The organism is Luteolibacter arcticus (assembly GCF_025950235.1).
GTDB lineage: Bacteria > Verrucomicrobiota > Verrucomicrobiia > Verrucomicrobiales > Akkermansiaceae > Haloferula > Haloferula arctica.
Map to the genome: position 1 here is coordinate 579,770 of NZ_JAPDDT010000002.1, position 19,632 is coordinate 599,401.

Annotated in this window: 16 protein-coding genes; 10 read left to right on the forward strand and 6 right to left on the reverse strand. The window is 64.3% G+C overall.

The annotated features are described in order from the left end of the window. Positions 1-11: 11 nt before the first annotated feature. From OKA05_RS07120 to OKA05_RS07130, 3 genes are all read left to right on the forward strand, one after another. On the forward strand, positions 12-497 hold the full coding sequence (locus tag OKA05_RS07120) for a DUF5069 domain-containing protein (protein WP_264486428.1): 486 nt from the start codon (positions 12-14) through the stop codon (positions 495-497). A 19-nt stretch (positions 498-516) separates the two neighbouring features. After that, entirely contained in the window at positions 517-750 is a 234-nt protein-coding gene (locus tag OKA05_RS07125) for a hypervirulence associated TUDOR domain-containing protein (protein WP_264486429.1), read from the forward strand. Between the two features lie 195 nt (positions 751-945). Then, the gene (locus OKA05_RS07130) at positions 946-1,209 is read left to right on the forward strand and encodes a hypothetical protein (protein WP_264486430.1); all 264 of its coding nucleotides are present in this window, start codon (positions 946-948) and stop codon (positions 1,207-1,209) included. A 95-nt stretch (positions 1,210-1,304) separates the two neighbouring features. Here the strand turns inward: OKA05_RS07130 and OKA05_RS07135 are convergent, their stop codons facing one another. The 3 genes from OKA05_RS07135 to OKA05_RS07145 all read right to left on the reverse strand — a co-directional run bounded on the left by OKA05_RS07135 (position 1,305) and on the right by OKA05_RS07145 (position 4,663). Next, positions 1,305-2,042: a hypothetical protein gene (locus tag OKA05_RS07135; RefSeq protein ID WP_264486431.1), complete on the reverse strand. Its 738-nt coding sequence runs from the start codon at positions 2,040-2,042 to the stop codon at positions 1,305-1,307. Next, positions 2,039-3,370 (reverse strand): PA2928 family protein, encoded by a 1,332-nt coding sequence (locus OKA05_RS07140; RefSeq protein WP_264486432.1) that lies wholly within the window; start codon positions 3,368-3,370, stop codon positions 2,039-2,041. The genes OKA05_RS07135 and OKA05_RS07140 overlap by 4 nt, the downstream gene beginning before the upstream one ends. A gap of 288 nt (positions 3,371-3,658) precedes the next feature. Continuing rightward, a complete protein-coding gene (locus OKA05_RS07145; RefSeq protein WP_264486433.1) occupies positions 3,659-4,663 on the reverse strand; it encodes a L,D-transpeptidase in 1,005 nt (334 codons plus the stop codon). A gap of 759 nt (positions 4,664-5,422) precedes the next feature. On the opposite strand from OKA05_RS07145, the gene OKA05_RS07150 reads away from it, so the two are divergent. The 4 genes from OKA05_RS07150 to OKA05_RS07165 all read left to right on the forward strand — a co-directional run bounded on the left by OKA05_RS07150 (position 5,423) and on the right by OKA05_RS07165 (position 7,611). Beyond that, positions 5,423-5,842 (forward strand): hypothetical protein, encoded by a 420-nt coding sequence (locus OKA05_RS07150; protein ID WP_264486434.1) that lies wholly within the window; start codon positions 5,423-5,425, stop codon positions 5,840-5,842. Positions 5,843-6,161: 319 nt separating this feature from the next. Then, a complete protein-coding gene (locus tag OKA05_RS07155) occupies positions 6,162-6,683 on the forward strand; it encodes a hypothetical protein (protein ID WP_264486435.1) in 522 nt (173 codons plus the stop codon). Positions 6,684-6,717: 34 nt separating this feature from the next. Next, positions 6,718-7,212 (forward strand): hypothetical protein, encoded by a 495-nt coding sequence (locus tag OKA05_RS07160; protein ID WP_264486436.1) that lies wholly within the window; start codon positions 6,718-6,720, stop codon positions 7,210-7,212. Positions 7,213-7,272: 60 nt separating this feature from the next. Continuing rightward, complete coding sequence (locus tag OKA05_RS07165; protein ID WP_264486437.1) at positions 7,273-7,611, forward strand: hypothetical protein; 339 nt, start codon at positions 7,273-7,275, stop codon at positions 7,609-7,611. 133 nt (positions 7,612-7,744) lie between these two features. On the opposite strand, the gene OKA05_RS07170 is transcribed toward OKA05_RS07165, so the two are convergent. Together OKA05_RS07170 and OKA05_RS07175 are read right to left on the reverse strand one after the other, a co-directional pair. After that, positions 7,745-7,990 (reverse strand): toxin-antitoxin system HicB family antitoxin, encoded by a 246-nt coding sequence (locus OKA05_RS07170; RefSeq protein ID WP_264486438.1) that lies wholly within the window; start codon positions 7,988-7,990, stop codon positions 7,745-7,747. Then, complete coding sequence (locus tag OKA05_RS07175) at positions 7,987-8,421, reverse strand: putative toxin-antitoxin system toxin component, PIN family (RefSeq protein ID WP_264486439.1); 435 nt, start codon at positions 8,419-8,421, stop codon at positions 7,987-7,989. The genes OKA05_RS07170 and OKA05_RS07175 overlap by 4 nt, the downstream gene beginning before the upstream one ends. A 116-nt stretch (positions 8,422-8,537) precedes the next feature. Between OKA05_RS07175 and OKA05_RS07180 the strand changes: the two genes are divergently transcribed. The 3 genes from OKA05_RS07180 (at position 8,538) to OKA05_RS07190 (ending at position 15,782) form a co-directional block, all read left to right on the forward strand. Beyond that, positions 8,538-10,778, forward strand: coding sequence for a sensor histidine kinase (locus OKA05_RS07180; RefSeq protein WP_264486440.1), 2,241 nt, complete (start codon positions 8,538-8,540; stop codon positions 10,776-10,778). A gap of 281 nt (positions 10,779-11,059) precedes the next feature. Further along, positions 11,060-11,683: a response regulator transcription factor gene (locus OKA05_RS07185; protein ID WP_264486441.1), complete on the forward strand. Its 624-nt coding sequence runs from the start codon at positions 11,060-11,062 to the stop codon at positions 11,681-11,683. Positions 11,684-11,948: 265 nt separating this feature from the next. Beyond that, positions 11,949-15,782 (forward strand): beta strand repeat-containing protein, encoded by a 3,834-nt coding sequence (locus tag OKA05_RS07190; protein WP_264486442.1) that lies wholly within the window; start codon positions 11,949-11,951, stop codon positions 15,780-15,782. A 356-nt stretch (positions 15,783-16,138) separates the two neighbouring features. Here the strand turns inward: OKA05_RS07190 and OKA05_RS29275 are convergent, their stop codons facing one another. Beyond that, positions 16,139-19,540 (reverse strand): autotransporter-associated beta strand repeat-containing protein, encoded by a 3,402-nt coding sequence (locus OKA05_RS29275; RefSeq protein ID WP_319800641.1) that lies wholly within the window; start codon positions 19,538-19,540, stop codon positions 16,139-16,141. Between the last annotated feature and the right edge of the window lie 92 nt (positions 19,541-19,632).

Consider the following 19,632-nt stretch of genomic DNA (forward strand, 5'->3'; position numbering starts at 1 on the left):
GGGATAGCGCCATGAGTACGAACACCATTCACCAAGACGTCCGCACCCTCGCCAAAGATCTGAGCATCGGCTACCCGCGCAGCCCGCGGACGAAATTGGCAGGCTATGTCCTCGCCGCCCGCGCCCTCGACAAGTGCCGCGCCGAACTCGCCGGCACCCAGGGTGAGTATCACTACGCCTGCCCGCTCGACAGCATGTTTCTCGACTTCTCGGGGATCGATCCGGGAGCCTTCAAGCAAGCCGTGGCCGAAGGCCGAAGCGATGAAGAGATGGAGCGCTGGATCCGCGAGCATGCGACCAATTCCAGCAAGGAAGAGGTCATCCGCTGGAACAATGGCTTGCGTGATAAGCGCATCAGCGAACTCGATACGGAGCTTCAGACCTACCTCGAGGAATACATCGACAAGAACATCCCGGGACGAGTCGTTTACCATTGGTTCGACGTCTACGACATCGAGGAGAAGCGCCTCGATGCCCCCGTCATCAGCGACCGTTGAGCTACGAAAGTAGGAAGTGATGAAACCGGAATCGCTTCATAAGGGAGACAAGGTCGAGTGGGAGACTTCCCAAGGCAAAACGCAGGGGAAGATCGTGCGGAAACTCACCGCGCCGCGCATGATCAAGGGTCACAAGGTGGCTGCTTCCAAGGATGGCCCGCAATATTTGGTCGAAAGCGAAAAGTCGGGCGAGCAAGCCGCCCATCGTCCGGAAGCGCTGACGAAGCGGAAGGCACCATCATCGAAAAGCTGAGATTTCCCGGTCTTTTCCACAGAATCCATTTGCACTTCGCTGGTTCGATGCGACCGGTATCCTAGAGCCGGACGATTCCGATGCGGCAGAGTCAGTAAACCCACGAGGTGATCCTGATAGCGCTGGAAACTCGCCCGGCTCGCTTCTGTACGGATCGGGCCGCTGTGGCACGAGCCCTGCGAAGAGGGATGGCATATGAAAGCCAGCCCGAAAAAGTCCTCACCACCAGCCCAGCGCGAAGCAGCCACCCGCGGCGAGGAAGCGACCACAGCTTCGATCGATCAAGGTGCTGAGGTTGCCACGCGCGAAGAACGCGAGACGCCCGCAGATGATTATGAAGCGAACGCGCGTCTTGATGACGTGAGCGCCGGAGCCGACTTCGAAGACGACCAAGACACCTACGACCGTCCCGATAGCGCTGCCATTGCGCGCGAGGAGGAAGAAGAGGAGGAGGAATAACTCTCAAGCACCGCGACTCCCGGACGGTTCACATTTCCGGCTTTGTCTGCTCGCTTCATCAAAGAAGTCGCAGCACCAGCTTTTGTCGCGGCGACTCATTCCCACTCGTCATCCAGGCTGCTGCTCGCGCCGATGCCGGTGACGACCATGACCTCGCGAAGCTCACGATAGCGCGGGTCGGCGCTCGACACCTGCTCCATGGTGGGCAGATCGGGGATCGCCTTGATCACCGCGAGATCGGTGGGCCCCAGAGTGACGTCGAAGTAAAGGCGCTCGCCCTCCTCGACATCGAGTGTGCCGAGAGAGCCGTCATCATCATCGAGCGCCGGACTCCAGCCGTCGTGGGCGCGGCTGTGCTGCTGCTCGTTGTCCACCCAGAAGAGGAAGGGCTTTCGATTCAGCGCCTGCAGCTTCGCCATGGTCATGCCGATGTGGACGCCGTGCTTGCCGCGCCAGCGTGAACCGGCATCGGTCACCGAGATGCCGGCGAAATGCTCGAATTCCTCATCCTCGTAAAACGTGACATAGGCGCGCCGGCTCGGGTCGTCCGGGAAGAGCACTACGCGTGGCTCCGGCGTGGTTTCCTTCCGCACGTTAGCTTTGCCGAAGCGCGCCTCGAGATCCGCCAAGGTGGTGGACTCCGCGTAGTCGCCCGGGAGCACGAGGAAGGCATCGGCTGCTGTTGGCGTCGCTTCGGCTTTCGTTTCTGCTGCCGCTGCCGGGGTTTCCTTCGGTGCCTCGGCGGGTTTCGCATCCGGCTTGCACGATGCGAGGACGATGGCTGCGCCCATGACCAATGCGCAGGCCAGAGGAAGAAGAGGAGATGGGTTCATGGCTTTTGTTGGGTGAGGTCTTCCGCCGGCCAGTCGCGGTGGAAGTCGGGGTTGAAGGATTTGATTTCACCGGTATCGAGATCGATCGACACGATCTGCATCACGGTGTTCTCGCCTTCTTCCGCCATCGGTGAGTGCTGGGCCGAGGGGTCGGGACCGAGCATCAGCGCGTGGCGTTCGGCCGGCAGCCAGGTGCTCATCGCGGAAAGGGGTAGTGCCTTGCTCCAGACCGGGCGGCCTGCCGGTCCGGAGATTCGAGCGATCTGCATGCGCCCGGCCTCGCCAAGTCGGTCGCGCGAGAGCACGAACACGCTGTCCGGATTCCGCCGCCACAAGGCGGACTGCTGGTCCCAAGTGGGCGCATCCTGCGTCAGCAGCCCGGCCATCAGGAACTCCGGGCTCTCCGGCAGTGGCGAGGGATCGAGGAATCGAAACCCCACGCCGAGGAAGTCTTGGACGTTCTTGAACCGCGCCCGATACAGCCGGTGCCGCATCGGCTCGGTGAAGTTCATCTGGCTGCTGACCGTTTTCCGCTCGGTGGCTTCCGCCAATTCGGATTCCGAGAGCAGGCCCAGCCAGTCCTGCTCGCCATCCGGCCGCGGCATGGTCACGCCGCGCACCATGGCTCGCCACTCCATGCCGTTGCTCAAGCGCTCGACCTTGGCCCGCACCGTGGCTTTTTCCACTCCGTCCTTGCTGGCCTTCGCCTCGCGTTTCTTCTCTTCGGAAAGAGGCACATACGGCGTCGCTTCCAAGGTCACCGGATCGATCCGGACCTTCCGTGCGTCGTCCAGCCTCACGATCATCCCGGCGTCGGGGTCGAAAGCCAGCGGCTGCATGGACTCCGGCAGGAACATCCCGACCCCCGGCGGCTTCGGCATCAGCCCTGCGAGCGAGGGATTGCGCGCCTCGATCTTCGCGGCGTCCGCCACGATCACGCCATCGGCGAGACGAATGCCGGCCAGCTCCGGGATCCGCGCCCACAGGACGCCCTGCTCCAGACCCATTGCGCTCGAGTCGCCATGGGCCTTGTCCTTCTTCAGCCGCTTGCGGAAGACCGGCTGCGCGGTCGCCGCGTCGATCGCCCAGAGGTCGATGTGGAGCCAACTCGTCGTCCGCCGGCTGGAGGTGGAGCGGGAGCCGACCCGGCTGATCCGTTTTTCCCACTGGCTGGTGAGGTAGTAAAGGCGGTCGCCCTGGTCATCCTTGAGCCGCACCGGTCCCCCCAGGATCTCGGGCGTGGAAAGAGTGAGCTGGGACTGCCAGCGGCCCATCCAGAAAAGGGCGGCACCACCGAGGACGAGGAGGATGGTGAGGATCTTCTTCACGTGGGCCGTGGGGTGGGTGAGTGAGGCGGTGGCTCTGGCTTGATCCTAACAATTCCATTGATCGGGCTCTGATGCAAACCTCCTTCACGGCCGGCGGGAAACACGGGGTGGTAGTCCGCACACTCCGTGTGCGGGAGCGAAGGACCGGGCGGTGGAGGACACCGGCTGCATCCGGAGATTGTCCACGCGACGGAAGGTGCAGACCACTATGGCTGGCAGGATGCTGGCCGGTGATCTCCGACGGCTGGGAGAGCTGCTTCGGCCACACTCGGAGAGTGCGGACCACGTTCAGTTCTCGAAGAACGACTCGTTGCTCAGCTTCCGCACGACCTCGCGCTCGGTGACGATGACGGTGGTGCCCGGGGTCAGGATGTCATCCACCTTGGTGGCGAATTCGGGATTGAAGCGCAGGCGACTGGCGACCTTGTCGGCGTCGGCGAACATCGCCTTCTCGGTCTTCACGCTCATCCAGCGGCGGGCATTGCGGCCCGGGGCGAGCTTGCTGGGCTCGGTGGTGGCGCCTTCCAGCAGCGAGAAGACGTGCTCGCCGAGCGCGCCCCAGCCGGTGATCTCCACCACGGCGCGGCCGATCGGATTCCCGCCGCGGTAGACATACATCATCTTGTCCGCCGAGCTGACCACGATGGTGATGGGGCCGGTCTTGCTGCGCTCCGGCTGCCACTCGTACTGGCCCTCGCCGAGCTGCTCCAGCATCTTGGGCGTGAAGTCCTTCGGCGCGAGCAATTGGCCGGGGTTGTCCGCCAGATAGGGCGTCGGCACCTTGCCATCGCCCACGACCACGGTGCCGCCCTTCTCCGTGGCGGTGAAGAGGAGCTGGGAGAAATCATACGGCAGGCGGATGCAACCGTGGCTCGCGGGGAAGCCCGGCAGATTCCCCGAGTGCATCGCGATGCCGCTCCACGTCAGCCGCTGCATGTTCGGCATCGGCGCGTTGTTGTACTTTTTGGAGCGATGGGTCTTCTTCTTCTCGAGGATGGTGAAGACGCCGCCGGGAGTGGAGTGGCCCTTCGCGCCGGTGCTGACCGTCGAGCGACCGATCAGGATGCCATTGCGATACACGTGCATCGTCTGCTTCGGCACGCTCACCAGGATCATCAGAGGTCCATTCGGCGAGAGCGCGGGATTCCACCAGTATTCGCCCGGCTTCAGCTCGCCGGCCGGTTTGTCCACGGGGATGCCCTTGGTATGGGCGGCCGGGCGATCCATCGCGTGGGAAACGACAGCGAGGGAAAAGAATGCGGCGAAGATGGCGAGCAAGGTCGGGAGCCTCATGTTCCTTCGGGATATCAAGAAATGGATAAAGGTTCAAGCTCTCGTCCCGGGCGGTCCTGCCACACGAGAGCGCGGGGCTTGGTTTTCGTAGCAGGACGACTTCGTCGTTCCGGCGGGAGAAGGTTCGAACCGGCAATCCAAGTGGCAATCCGGCGAGTGGCATCGCTCAGCCGGACCACTGTTGTCGGGGCTGGCAGAGGGGGCAGGGGAAACGCGGCTCTTCTGGTGGAATGTGGCGACGCCGCCGGAGTGCCCTTCACTGGGAGCGCGAATTCATTCCGCCCGAAGTGAAGTGCCGCGCCCTTGCCGCTGGGGATGGGCTGCGGTCGATGACGGGGCTGGCGGAGTTCACCGCGGAGACGCAAAGGTCGCGGAGGGACGCAGAGAAGAAGATGATCCTGTATGGGGTCCTCCTGAACTTCTCTGCCTTCATCCATCCTGGCCCCGCATCGCAGCCGTCCGATCTTCTTGATCTGTGTCCATCTGCGTCATCTGTGGTTGATGCCTTTGGTTTCCGGACCGCCCCGAAGTGCCAGAGGAATTCAACCGCAGATTACACAGATTGACGCAGATAAGAGGGATGGTGTCGGTGGTCGGGCTCGAGCCCGCCAGCCCTATCCATTTCATTCGTCCCTGCCAGATCATCTCCGCGACCCTCTGCGACCTTTGCGGCTCTGCGTTTACCTCGAAGGGTGCTCTTTATCCCAAGTGATAGAAAACGGCCTGAGTCAAAAGCGTGCGGTGGTCTGGGCACTCGGGATGGACGAGCTCTACAGCTTCACGCTGGCCGCGTGGGACAGCCCTGCGCCGAAGCTCGAGCCGAAGTCCCGCCACCCGCTGCCGGATCGCGATGGCCACGACCTGCGCGCCATGCCGGGCAGCTCTGATCTCGTCCTTTCCACCGATGCCCACGTCTGGCTCTTCGACCGCGACAAGGGCGAGTTTCGCCCCCATCCTGACCTCCACGACCGGCCCGCGGTGAAGACCGTGGAACCGCATCCCACGACCGGCCGCCTCGTCGTCGTGCAAGCCAAGAAGCCCAACTGGTGGACCGATACCATCACCCTCCTCCACCCCGCCGCCGAATGTCGGCTCGAGGGCGAAAAGATCTACAAGGCGCGGTGGCTGACCGTGCCTGAAAAAGCGCCTTCACCCGATGAAGCGCCCGCCGGACCCTGAAGGCCCTGCCATGCCTTCCCGTAGGCGCGGTGGTGACACCGCGGAAGCCACCGGCAAAGCGGACCTCACCCTTGCCTCCCGCGGTGTCATCACAGCGCCTACGGGAGCGAAACCAGCTCCGCGCTTGAGTTCATGCCGGTGGCGGAACACAGTTCGTCATGGTCGACCGGACGAAATCCCATCCTGAACCCGGACCCGAACCCGTGCGGGGCATGCCCCGTTGGCGGGAGCGGCAGCGGAACCTTCCCCTGGCCGAAAAGGTGGAACTCATTGGGCGCATGATCCTAGAGACCCGCGAACTCGAAGCCATCAAGAAGGCATGCAAGCCGTCTGCGACGTCCTCGAAGAACTCCTGAAATCGGGCGTCGTCGCATCGTATGCCATCGGTGGCGCGACGGCTGCCGGCTTCCATGGCGAACCGCTCGCGACCCGCGACATCGATGTGTTCGTGTTCCTGAATCCGCAGCCGGGCTCGATTCTCCTCTCGCTCGATCCGGTCTTCCGGGAACTCGGGAGGATGGGCTTCGACGAATTTGATGAAGAGGGGATCCTGATCCATGGATTTCCCGTCCAATTTCTCGCGGCTGCACCCGGGCTGGAATCCGAAGCGATCACGGAAGCCGGGCTTTTCGAATGGGACGGCCACCGCGCACGGGTAATGTCGGCGGAGCATCTCGCGGCGATTGCCCTGACGGTGGGGCGGCCAAAGGACCGGGCGCGGGTGGTGTATCTCGTTTCACTTCCGGCCTTTGATCGAAACCGCTTTGGCGGGATCCTGGAACGGCACAACCTCTTGGCACGCTGGCAATCTTGGGCGGAGGCTCTCGGGCTCTCGCCGTGAGGGGCAGCCTCAGTGACTCTTTTCCGCAACGACGATGATCACCCTCCAGGACTGCATCGCGATCCTCGACCAGCGCGAGGACTCCCCTGCCTACGCGCAATTCAAGGACCTCGCCCAAGCGGCGAACAAGCTGGAGAACTTCCACGGCAGCCGCATGCAGGGCTTCAAGAAGGACGGGGTGAACGTCCACTTCGAGCATGTCGCCCCGCGCGTCCTGGTCGTCAGCGCCGTGCACCTCTATGCGAAGAAGGAGTCGCGCTTCACGCCCTACGCCGGCGATGTCGCGCCCGGCGTGACCCTGGCCGCGATCCGCAGCGCCCTCGTCGCCGCCCTAGGCACGCCCTCCTCATCCGGCGGCGATATGGCTCCGTGGGCCAGTTCGGCCTCGCGAACCGCGTCTGGGAGCGCTGGGACTACGATGACCATTCGCTGCGCTTCGACTACGAGGCCGATGGCTCCACCCTCTACAACGCCTGCGTCCAGCGCCCGCGCGATGTTCAGGCGTTCGAGAAGCGGCGGGCCGGCCTGATCCCCTAGCCCGCGCATCAGGGCTTCCGGGAGGTGACGGGATCGCCTAGGAAGTGAGGCGATGTCCGTCCCGCCAGCCATCAATTCCGAGCGCAAGAACGCCTACCGGCACCTGCTCTACGCGGTGTTTGTCCACATGCGTGCCGGGCATCGAGAGGCGGTTTGGTGGAGACCGGCGAGTTGGTTCCGCACCGGCCAGGAATTGCGAAAGCTGAAGGAACTGGCGGACCGATTCCACAATCTTGCGTTTTTCTCGCTCCACGACTTCAAGAACTTCGATGAAGAAAGGTTCTGGCAGGACATCGTCCTCCTCGGCCGATCCCAAGGCCCGGAGCTGGCCGAGCGTTGCCGCAGGATCTTCGACGAGTATCTCACGGGCCGGTCGGCGCGCCTGCTCTGATCGCGTTCCGATGCAAGCCCACCGGGATGTGATGATGCGGGGACTGACCCCCAGCCCGGGCGAGGCAATGACTATGACTATGGGTCCGACTTCGAGATGGAGAGGGTTTGTCGCTTGATTGCAGCGAGCAGAATCACCTCTCCGACAGCCGGTCGTGTTCCTCCGGCGGCACGTCGGGAACCTTGGCGAGGATAGTATCGATCGCGACGTTGTGGCCGCGTTCGACGCGTTCGCGGAGGTAGCGCTCGGCGTCGAGGGCGGAGAGCTTTTCGGCGAGGGCGCTGCTGACGAGTTGGTTGATCGAGATGCCTTCGCTCTCGGCCAGGCGCTTCGCGTGCTGGTGCAGGGAATTCGGCAGGCGGATGCTGAGGGTGCTCATGGCGGTGATGGTGGAAGTTTCGAAAGGAGCCCGGCCGGAGTCAGGACGGAGAGGCCGAGTTTCGCGGCGGGCCGGAAGTCGGAAAGGTTGTAAGTGACGAGGTGATCGGCGGCACTGGCCATCGCGGCTTCCAGCACCATGTCGTCCTTCGGGTCGGAGAGCAGGGGACGCCAGAGGAAATGGACCTTGTGGAGCGAGGAGAGCGAGACGAACCAATCGATGAAGCCTTCGATATCGGCCTGTCCGAGATGAGGCAGCAGCGCTCGCCGTGACAGAACATCTTGGTATTCGAACACGAGTGGCGCGGTGACGGGCGGGGTGAACGCACCGGACCGCAGCCGCCGGATGACCTCGAAGGAAGCTCCAGTGGACGATTTGAGAGCGGAAAGCATGGCGTTCGAATCCAACACGACGACCACGTTTGGTATCATATATGATACCGCTATTGGGCCAAGGTAGCGTTTCCTTCGTGGATGAAAGCTGCGGACCTTGAGGGCAGATTTGCCGATTGATCGCAGCGGGCAGGCGGCATGTAGTGACCGTCACGATGCGGATTCTCATCGCAGCGATGGCTTTGTGGGCAGCGGCGCGGGTGGGCGTGGCGCAGGAGGGCGGCGTGCCCCCGGCTAGTGGGAGCGTTGAGCCCGCAGTCCTCACCAGCGCCTCTGAGATCCGGTCGCTGCCTTCGGAGACGGCGGGGTTGGGTGGGGCGGTGGAGTTGCGGGGGGTGGTGACTTGGCGGAGTGCGCGGCGGAATCATGCGATCATCGTGCATGATGGGGAGATGGCGATTTGGGTGACGCTGCTGGCGATGAGCTCGCAGTGGGAGAAGGGCCTGGCGCCGGAGCCGCCGGTGTGCGAGCCGGGGACGCTGGTGCGGGTGCGGGGGAAGACGAATCCGGGCGGTTATGCGCCGGTGGTGGTGGCGAGGGAGCTGGAGGTGCTAGGGACTTCTCCTTTGCCGGAGCCGCTGAGGTTGCCGGTGGAGGAGTTGTTGTCGGGGAGCATGGACGCGCAGCCGGTGGAGGTGGAGGGGGTGGTGCAGGAGGTGACGGTGCCGGATGACGCGGGCATCGCCTCGGCGATGATGGTGGTGGCGGGGCATGTGTGCCGGGTGGATGTGGAGCGCGGCACGGAGCTGGACCGGGAGACGCTGATCGATGCGCGGGTGCGGGTGCGCGGGGCCTTGACGCCGCTCTTCAACCTGCGCTCGCAATTGACAGCGCTGAAGCTGAGCAGCACGGGCCGGGACGATTTCCAAGTGGTGCGGCCGGCACCGGCGGATCCCTTCCAATCGCCGCGGGTGCCGCTGGGGAACCTGCGGAAATTCTCGCCAGCCTCGAATCCGTATCACCGGGTGGTGACGGGCGGGGTGGTGACGTTCTCGATGCCGAAGGAATTCTTCTTCCTGCAGGACGGGGCGACGGGGGTGCGGGTGAGCTCGCTGGAGGCGGAGGTGGCGGTGGGCGATGTGGTGACGGTGGCGGCCTTCGTCGATACGACGCGGACGCTGGCGGCGCTGAATGGCGCGGTGGTGGAGAAGACGGGCCGGGCGGAGGTGCCGGCACCGGAAACGATGGATGCGACGGGCATCCTGCAGCCGCAGTTCCGCGATTCCTCGCGGCGGGTGGCGCTGGTGGATTACGATGGGCGGCTGGTGAGCCTGGTGTCGCACGTGAAGCGGGTGGAGCCGCTGGATGACCAGGGCGGCCTGGGCGTGGTGGCGGAGTCGGATGGGCAGGTCTTCGCCGCGGTGCTGCCCTCGGGCGTGGCGATGCCGGCGGGCCTGCGGGAGAAGCTGGTGCCGGGCGCGGAGGTGCGCTTCACCGGCTTGTGCGACCTGACCTTCGTGGAGGAGACGCCGAAGCTGGATTTGATCGGCATCACGGGATTCCGGCTGTGGCTGCGATCGCCGCAGGACATGGCGGTGCTGCGTTCGCCGCCGTGGTGGACGGCCGGGCGATTGCAGGCGGTGTTGGTTACGGTGGGTCTAGTACTTGCGCTGGCGATGGCATCGAATATCGCGCTGCGGCGGCTGTTGAGAAGGCGGACGCGGCGGCTGGAGGAGGTGATGCGGCTGCACCGGGACTCCGAGCTGGAATTCCATGCGGCGCGGGAAGAGCGGCAGCGGTTGGCGGCGGACATGCATGATGGCCTTCAGCAGTTGCTCGTCAGCGCGGCGTATCGAATGGAAGCCGCGGCCGCCCGCATGGGCGAGGGTCCGGCGGCGGCGAAGGATCAGCTCACGGCGGCGCACGGCGCGCTGACCCGCGCGCAATCCGGACTGCGCGAATGCCTGTGGGGGCTGAAGCAGGTGGAGGATGCGGGCGAGGATGATTTCGCCGCGCTGTTGCGCCATGCGGCCGTGACCGTGGAGCATTGGCCGAAGGATCTGGTGATGGTGGAGGTGGAGGGCGAGCCTTTCAGCCTGTCGCGGCAGGTGATGGGCAGCCTGCTGCTGCTGATGCAGGAGGCGGTGGGGAATGCCTGCAAGCACGGCAAGGCCTCCGCGGTGAAGGTGACGCTGCACTATTTCCCGGACCGCTTTGAAATGGCGATCCGCGACAATGGCCGCGGCTTCGATCCCGAGCATGTGCCCGGCACGCGGCAGGGGCACCACGGCCTGGAATCGATGCGGCTGCGGATGAAGTGGCTGGGCGGGCACCTGAAGGTGACGAGCCATCCGGGCAATGGCACGCTGATCGTCTGCCAGGTGGCGAGGACCGCGGCGGAGGCGCTGCTGCCTGCTACGGGGAAGGGCGGGCAGGGGGAGGCGATGGGGACTTGATGGCTGGTCTGCCGGGTTTGCGGACCGCTGGGTGGTTTACCGCGGAGTCGCAGAGGTCGCGGAGGGACGCAGAGATTTGGGGATGGTGGTTTTGGCGTATGGATTTCCTCAAGCTCGCACCCAAGATTCTTCCTCCGTGGTCCTCTGCGTCCTTTGCGACTCTGCGGTGAGCCATTACCGTGGTCGCGGCCACAACCACCATCATGTCCGGCGACTCAAACGATCGAAAAACTACCCGCGGGAGGGATGGACGCGGGGAGCGCGGGCGGTCAGCCCTTGGCATGGACGGAAAGATCCGGCTGCTGATCGTGGATGACCACGCGATGGTGCGGGAGGGCCTCGAGGCGATGCTCTCGGTGGACCCGCGCTTCGAGTGCATTCTCACAGCGTCGTCGCGGGATGAGACTATGCAGATCCTGGAGGAATCGCGGCCGCACTTGATTTTGTTAGACCTGCGGATGCCGGGCTTCGATGGCTTCAATGTGCTCGATACGGTGCTGGCGCGTTGGCCCGCGATGCGGGTGCTGATTCTGTCCGCGGGGGCCACGGGGCCGGAGATTTATCTGGCTCGGCGCACCGGGGCGCGTGGCTACATTTGCAAGACGGCGAAGCGGGATGCGCTGCTGAAGGCGATCGACACGGTCATCGCGGGCGGGACGTTTTTCGAAGACCAGCCGGTGCCGGACGAGGGCGACATGGCGCTGTCCGCGCGGGAGTTGGAGGTGCTGCGGCAGCTCGGCCGCAGTCTTTCCGCGGAGGAGCTGGGCGTGGTGCTCGGCATCAGCAAGCACACCGTGAAGAGCCACCTGAAGGCGATCTTCGTGAAGCTCGGCGTGGCGGGTCAGGCGGAGGCGGTGTCGCGTGCGTACGAGATGGGGATCATCACGGTGGAGAAGGGGAGGTGAGGTGGTGTGGCGGCTTGGGAGCGCCGCTCTTCGGGCCGGCATTCGAAGGACCATTCGGGCCGGTCTGAAGACCGGCGCTCCCGGGGAACCTGCTCCTCCAGGCGGAATATCCCTCCGGGGAGGGATAGTGAAAAATTCCCGGATGGCGTTGCCTTGGGACCGATGCGGGTAACCCCGTGTTCCCGCAGGAAAAACCCCTCCGGGCGAGGCATCGCAACCCAGCGGTTTCCCTCCGCCCGACGTCAAATCCCAGCCGTCCGAACCCATGTTGAACTCGTACCCGACCTCTCGTTCTTCCCGTCGTCTTGCGCTCCAGCTCGCGGGCCTTGTCACCCTGGTGACCGTGGCTCCAGCCGCTGCCGCGACCTTCACCTACACACCCGTATCGGGCACCGGCGATCTTTGGTCGGCAGGGACCCACTGGGATGCCGTCCCGGTCAGCTCTTTCGACACGCGCCTGACCTTCGTCGGGGACAATCTCACGCCGCTCGCCGATTCGCTGGTGAATGTGAACACGGACGATGTTTCCGACCAATTCTCGCTCAACATCCTCGACCTGCAGGGCACGGGTCCGGCCGCCGGTGGCGCATCGATCACGGTGAATGCCGCCGCTCCGGCGACGGGTCTCACGCTGGTGACCGACCTCAGTGCGCCAGTGGTAAATCTGAACGCGCTCGCGGGTGCCTCGGGTCTGACCTATCAGGTCAATCCGGTCCTCACGTTGGCCAATGATGCGACCTTCATCGGAGCGGGCACGGCCACGTTCAAGTTCTCCGGGGGCATCATCGGCGATGGCCGGACGCTTACCAAATCCGGGGCCAGCCTGATGTCGATCGGTGGCACGACCACGCTGGAGAGCCTGCATGTCGGCTTCAACAATGGCGTGGCGGGAAACAACGGTGCGGGTGGAAAGATCACCGCAGCGGCTGGGAGCACGCTGAGCGTCGGCACGGGCACGGGTGCCATCCGTGTCGGCTCGATCAATAGCTCGACCGTCAGCCCGACTGCCGTTGGTGCCCTCGATCTTTCCGCCGCCACGAGCTTCACCGCGAACGTCACCGAGTTCTTCGTGGGCGTGAACTACGGCGGCATGACTACCACCGGCGAAGGCACGCTTAACCTTTCTCCGGCCAACACGATCACAGCCACTACGACGTTTGCGGTAGGACGTAGTGCGGGGAATTTCAACACACCGCTCGCGACTGGCACGGTGCCGGCGAATAGCGCCACCATCGTCAACACGCCGCGGATGGCGATCGGCCAGGGCAAGTCCAACGCCAGCTTCACGGTGGGCAGCAACTCGACCTTTGACGTCAATGGCGTCAGCGGTGGGCGTGCCGAGCTCTGGATCGGGCACCATGACCAAACCGGCTCGGGTAACTGGAGCACCACCGCGGACTTCGGCAACGGTCCCTTCCGGGGATTCCTCTCCACTATTTCCGTCGGCCGGAAATTCGCGGCTTCCACCGGCAACACCACCGGCACCGCGACCTTTGGCAACAGCGATCAAAACGACTTCAACCTCAGTGCCTCGGGCAGCCCGCTGGTGGTCGGCCGCGTGGATGCCGGCACCTCCGGCGTGGCCACCGGCACCCTGACGATCGGTCACCTCGGATCTAACAGTACCATCACCTCCACCAACAACGGCACCGCGATCCTGATCGCCACCGGAGCGGGCACCGCCCAGCGGGCGGTGGGCACCCTGAACCTGGGCCCGGGCAGCCTCACGCTAAACACCACGGGCGCCGGGATCTCGGGTGACACCACGAACCTGCTCAACACCGGCAAGGTGAAGTTCAATGGCACCACGCTGATCGCGGGCGGTGCGAGCACCGGCTTCATCCAAGGCCTCGACAACGCGGAGATCTCCGACGGCGGACTGACCATCGCCTCGAACAGCAACATCACCATTCCCCAGGGCCTGAGCCATGACCCCGCCGGTGCGGCGATCGACGGCGGCCTGACCAAGGACAATCCCGGCATTCTCACCCTGCCCTCTACCAATACCTACACCGGCACCACCACGATCGCCGGTGGCATCATCTTCTTCACGAAGACCGCGGCGCTGCCCGGCTTCGCCACGCCCGGCCGGCTTTCGGTTGGAGAGTTGGGCGGGCTTGGCATGAATGTCGGCGGTGCGGGTGAATTCACACTTGCCCAGCTCGACACGTATCGCACCGACGGCACGACCTTCACAGGCACCCATCACCCGCTCATCCTCGACACCGCGAATGCGGGCGGCGAACTCACCTACACGACCACGCGATCGGACATGGGTTCCTTCGTGAAACGCGGCAGCCACAAGCTGACGCTCGACACCGACGTGGACATCAAGGGTGGCCTCGACATCGGCATCAGCCAGAATGGCGGCACCCTTGCCATCGCCGCCGGCAAGGACTTCAGCCTCGCGCCGTCCGAGCTCAATGGTCTCGGTGCCGTGAACCTCGGCGTGGCGGGCGGGACCAACTCGCTCGGCACGCTGGATGCCTCGGCGGCGGATAGTTTCTCCATGGAAGCGTCCACCTTGCGGCTGGGAGTGACCACCGGCAGTGGCACCGCGGGAGGAACCCTTTCCCTGCCCGCGACTTCCTCCATCACCGCCCACACCGAGATCGTCGTCGCGGATAGCAACAACACCTTCAACAACGTCAACAGCACCATCACCACCGCTGCGGGCGGCACGGCGCAGATCCGCACGCCGCGGCTGTGGATCGGCCATGGCAAGGGGCGCGGCTTCTTGACCCTCGGTGCCGGTTCCACGCTCGATCTCGCCCATCTCGAAGGTGGCCGCACCGCGGTGGAAGTGGGGAACAATACCACCAGTGGCGGCAGCGGCGGCTGGACCGGCACCGTGGATCTCTCCGCCGGTGTCTTCAAGGGCGAGCTCAGCAGCCTGCTCATCGGGGCCACCAGTGCCACCAGCGCGACTTCGTCGGCGGTCGGCACGATGACGCTTTCTAACAGTCCGCTCAACCATCTGGACATCGAGGGTGCCGGCAGTCCCCTGACCATCGGCCGATATACTGGCAGCACCAGCGGCACCGCCACCGGCACGCTCACGCTCGGCAACCTCGACGCCGACAGCTCGATCACCAGTACGGACAACGGCACGGCCATCCTCATCGCGACCGGCGGTGGGGCAGGCGCGGCGAAAGCGACGGGTACGCTCAATCTCAACGGCGGAACCCTGACCATCACCACCACCGGCAGCGCGCTCCGTGGCGACGCGGCGAATCCCGACAACGTGAGCACGGTCAACTTCAACGGCATCACCCTCAAGGCCGGCGCCTCAAGCACCGACTGGATCGGCAATCTCAAGACCGCCAATATCGCTGCCGGTGGACTGACGCTGGATACCAACGGCTTCGACATCGCGATCGCCCAGGTGCTCTCCGGGACGGGCTCCTTCACGAAGAGCGGCACCGGCGCGCTCATCTGCTACGACGCGAACTCCTATAGTGGTAGTACTACGGTGAGTGCCGGCGCGCTCTCGCTCGCCGATGTCATGCTGTCCGATACTGCTGCGGTGACCGTGGCCGCCGGCGCGGTGCTTGATCTGGCGTATCCCGCCGCCGCGACCGATACCGTGCTGTCGCTGTCGCTCGGCGGCGTGCCTGCGAGCATCGGCGTGTGGGGCGCGGTGGGATCCGGTGCACCGAATACCAGCGCGCTGATCACCGGCATCGGACGCCTCAATGTGCTCACCGGGCCCGCCGGCAGCGATCCCTACGACACCTGGGCCAGCCAGATCACGAATCCCGATGATCGCGATCGTTCGGATGATGCCGATCACGATGGCTTCTCCAATGAGCTGGAGTATCTCTTCGGCACCTCGCCTGTCGCGAACGATGGCGCGCTGGTCCAGAGCAGCCTGGTGGGAACAAACCTTATCGTGCGGTGGAACCAGCTCGAAAGCGGCGGCATCTATCAGCTTCAGGAGAGTCTCACCCTGGTGGACTCGCCCTGGCCGGTGAGTGTGGTGGTTCCGGTCATCGCTGCCGATCAAGGCGGGGTTCCCTCGAGCTATGATCGAATGGAAGCTACGGTGCCGATCGATGGCGCGCGCAAGTTCGTGCGGGTCAGTGGGTTGGAGGATTGAAGATTGAAGATTTTCGCAAGGCGCTCATTGGGTTCCGTCTTGGGATGAGAGCACCGGTCCGCAAGGGCCGGTGCTTTTGTTTTTCATCCTAGACGTGAGGCGAATCATCTCTGGTTTCTAGCAAATCGACACGGCCACTTCATATGGAGGCCGAAGGCCCTCGGACTGCTGCGATTGTTCGCAGCTTTGGAGTGAAGGGTGAGGCGCACTTCTCCTTTGGATGGAAGCGGTCCCGGCGGGTCGCTTCACTTCACCGGAACGGACGGCCCTGGGGTTCATTCGGAGAGCTGCGAAGAATCGCAGCAGTCCCAGGGCGGCTGCGCCGCGGTCATGGTTCAGACCACGGGGGAGGGCCATCAATCCTCCGGCACGCCGAGCCGCGCGGGCAACTGATTCCCACTGCCGAAGTTCGGCAGCCCCGGGCCGAACACCGGCCACGGGGTGTTGGCTTCGAGGAACTCGGGGCGCGTCATCAGATAGAGGGACGCGGGAAATAGGGTGGTGGAGTTGAAGGCTCCCCAACTAACCGTAGTGCCGACGCGGTTCGCGCCGACGTAGTGATCAGCTCCGGTCGTAAGCACCTGGGACAGGCAGTTGCCGATGATCGTCTGCCGCCGCGTTCCCGATTGCGCGCTGCCGACCTTGCCGGTGGCGAAGTTCCTGAACCACGTGTTGCCGGGGCCGGTGGTGGCCTCGATGTCGGCCCAGCCGTCCTTGGAGGTGTCCGCATAGCCTTCCTCGAACATGTTGCCTTCGAAGAGATTCATGTAGGCGTGGACGGCGTGCAGGGCCACGTCGTTGTAGTCGTGGTTCTGCTCCACGGAGTTGTAGCTGATCACATTGTGATTCGCGCCGATGGAAACGATGATGGGGTGACGCAGCCGTTGCGCCTTGTTGTTCGTGATCCGGCAGCCGGTGGTCGCCACGAGGTTGTAGCCATAGCCATAGCCGCCGGTGGTGTGCTTCCAGCAGTCGTGGACGAAGTTCCCGGTCATCAGGCAGTCCTTCGAGTTCTCAAAGCCGACGTGGGTCCGGCCGGAGTAGTTCGACTCGATCCCCGTGACCCAGCAATTGTCGGCGCAGGCGAATTCCAGATTGCTCACGTCCTGGGCCACCGGCTCGTTCACGCGGTCGATGCCGATTGCACTCACTTTAATGTTGCGGATGACGGTGATCTCCCGGGTGACGGGGGCGTAGGAGGCCGGGTAATCTAACAGCACCTTCATGTCCAGGATCAGGGTGTTCCCGTACTTCGCCATCACGCGGAAGATCTGTGAGTAGATCTGGAGCGACCACGCCTGACCGGTATTGGTGAGCGGGGCATGGTCCGCGTAGAGCTGGATGATGTCGCCGACGGCGATGGAACCCGCGTCGGAGAGCGTGAGCTGCTTGTCGCCTGGCTTGGGCGGCACACTCACAGAGATCGGCGAGCGAGTGCTTCCGGCGAAGCGGATCTCTGCATTGGTGCTTCCGGGAGCGACGATGCGGAAGATCGTTTGGTCGCGGCCATCGCCATCGATCCAGAGGTTGCTGGTGGAGATGGTGAGGTTGGTATTGAAGTAGTAAGTGCCCGCGGGGAAATACAGGCGTCGCTTACCTGAGGTGCTGGAGAGGATCTGTGCGATCATCGCTGCCGCATCGAGGGATGGCGTGTTGGCGGGCAAGCCAAGGGTGGTCACGTCTAGGGTCACCCAGCCGCCGGGATCGATCCATCGCGTGTCTTTCCATGGCTCCGCAGGGAACCGGGTAGTTTCGATGGAACTCGCGGCGACGCTGAAGGTAGCAAACTGGCTCGGCTTCCCGTCCATCGGCAACTCGTGGAGGGCACGCGATCCATTGCCGAGGAAGACCGGCGTGGCGGCGCTCCACGTGCCGAGGTTCTCCGTGGCGAAGACCTGGTAGTGTTGGAAGGGCATCGTGTCGTGCGCGAGCTCCATGAAGCCGTCCGCTGTTGTTGCGACGTCCATCTGCATGCCCGCCACCTTTAGGAGAACGGGCACGGTGCTGGTGGTGGTGCCGTAGGGATTGGTGATGGTGACCGTGTAGTCACCCGTATCGCCGGGCCGTGCGGTCGCGATAGTATGAGCTGCGGTCGTCGGTCCCGGGATGGGAACTCCATTGAATAGCCATTGGTAGCTGATCGGCCAGCCGCCGGTGACCGGCGCGGAAAGCGTCACCGCTTGTCCTTCGAGGAGTTCCGTGGCTGTTGCCTCCAGCGGACCGGTGAATGAAGGCGGCCGGGTGTCCGTCACCACCCGCAGCGTGCCATCGACCGCGAGTTGCGAGGCATCGACATATAATCCATTCACTGGTGCGGGAATCACCGCGATCTGGCTGAAGGCTCCGGAATAGGAGGCGGCCTCGAACAGCTGGAAGACATCGCCGGCGGCGAACTCACCTCCTGTTAGGTCGAGGGCGAGCGTGCCGCCATAGGTCACGGAGGTGAGGCCGGTCACGACGTCGTTCCCAGGACCGCCTCCCTTGTGGATCTTCAGGCGGATGGTTCCCGCAAGTGAGAGTGAGCTGTGGATGGTGAGGGGGACGATGGATGGTCCCGCGGTGAGCGTGCCATTCGCGGAAATGGAGACGGGGCTAGCGAGCGAGCCGGAGAGGGCCAGCGTTCCGGCGCTCACGTTTGTCCCGCCAGTGTAGGTGTTCTCGCCCGCCAGCGTCAGCGTGCCGCTACCGGATTTCAAGAGGCCGCCATCGGTGGCTGCATCCCCCGCCAGATCGCTGTGGAGCAGCGGCTGTTGGATGGCGATGTCGAAGCCAGCGGTATCGATGACCGCACCTCCGTTTCTCACGTTGGCCCGGCTTAGACCGGTCATGAAGCCCGTGCCAGAAGCGTTCGCGAGCAACTTGCCGCCATTGAAGTTAAAGATCGCGCTGGTGCCCGCGCCTTTTCTAACAAGCGGGGTTTCAAGCGTACCGCCATTCAGATGGACGGTCCCGCTGCCCGCTGCTCCGGCGGCCAGTTGCAGGCCTGCCGTCGAAGCCGCGTTGATTGAAACGGTGCCGCTGTTCAGTTCCAGGTTCCCCGCACCTCCCGAGCCCACATTGAGCGGCTGCCTGCCGGAGCCGAAGTCGATGGACCCTCCATTGACGCGCGCGGTGGCGTTGCTGCCTGCCGAGATGCCGATGACCAGGCTGCCGGAGGCTCCGCTGTTGTCCGGCCCCGACCACAGGCCACCTGTTAGGATATTCAAGATCGTGCCCGAGCCATCGATCCCGCCGGTGTTACTGCTGTTCTGCTTGAGCACCCCGCCGCTGGCGATGGTGATGGTCCCGCCGGCAGTGGTGCCGTTTTCTCCGGCGATCAGGCCGGTGCTCACGCCATTGCGCACGGTGACATTGTTGCCGATGACCAATGTCTTGCCCGAGCTCACGCGTAGCTGCGGCTCGGTCGATCCGCTTGTGCGGGTGAAGCTCACCGTCTGAGCGGCGGAGGCGGAGAGGGTGTAGCCGGAATTCTGGAACCACGCGTCCTCCGCGGAGACCGCCGTGCCGACCGTGACGGCATACGTTCCATCCGCCCCGGCGAAGATGGCGCTATTGGCCGCGCTCCATGCGACGTTGCCGCTTCCGGTATTCCATACTCGGTTGGTGGACGTGGTATTCCAGGTGCCGTTCGCGGGATTGATGGTGGAGCCGTTGCCGGTGTTGCCGCTGTCCCACACGAGGTCGGCGGCGTGTCCCGTCCCGGCTGAGGCGAGAAAGCCCAGCAGACACGCGCGGGGGAGATTCCACCGGGAGGACATGATCGCAGGGTCCACCGGCTTCCGTCCCTATGGAATCCCTCGCGGGAGGGATTCCGGGGGAAGCTGAAGCTCGCTTTGCGAATCAAGCGACG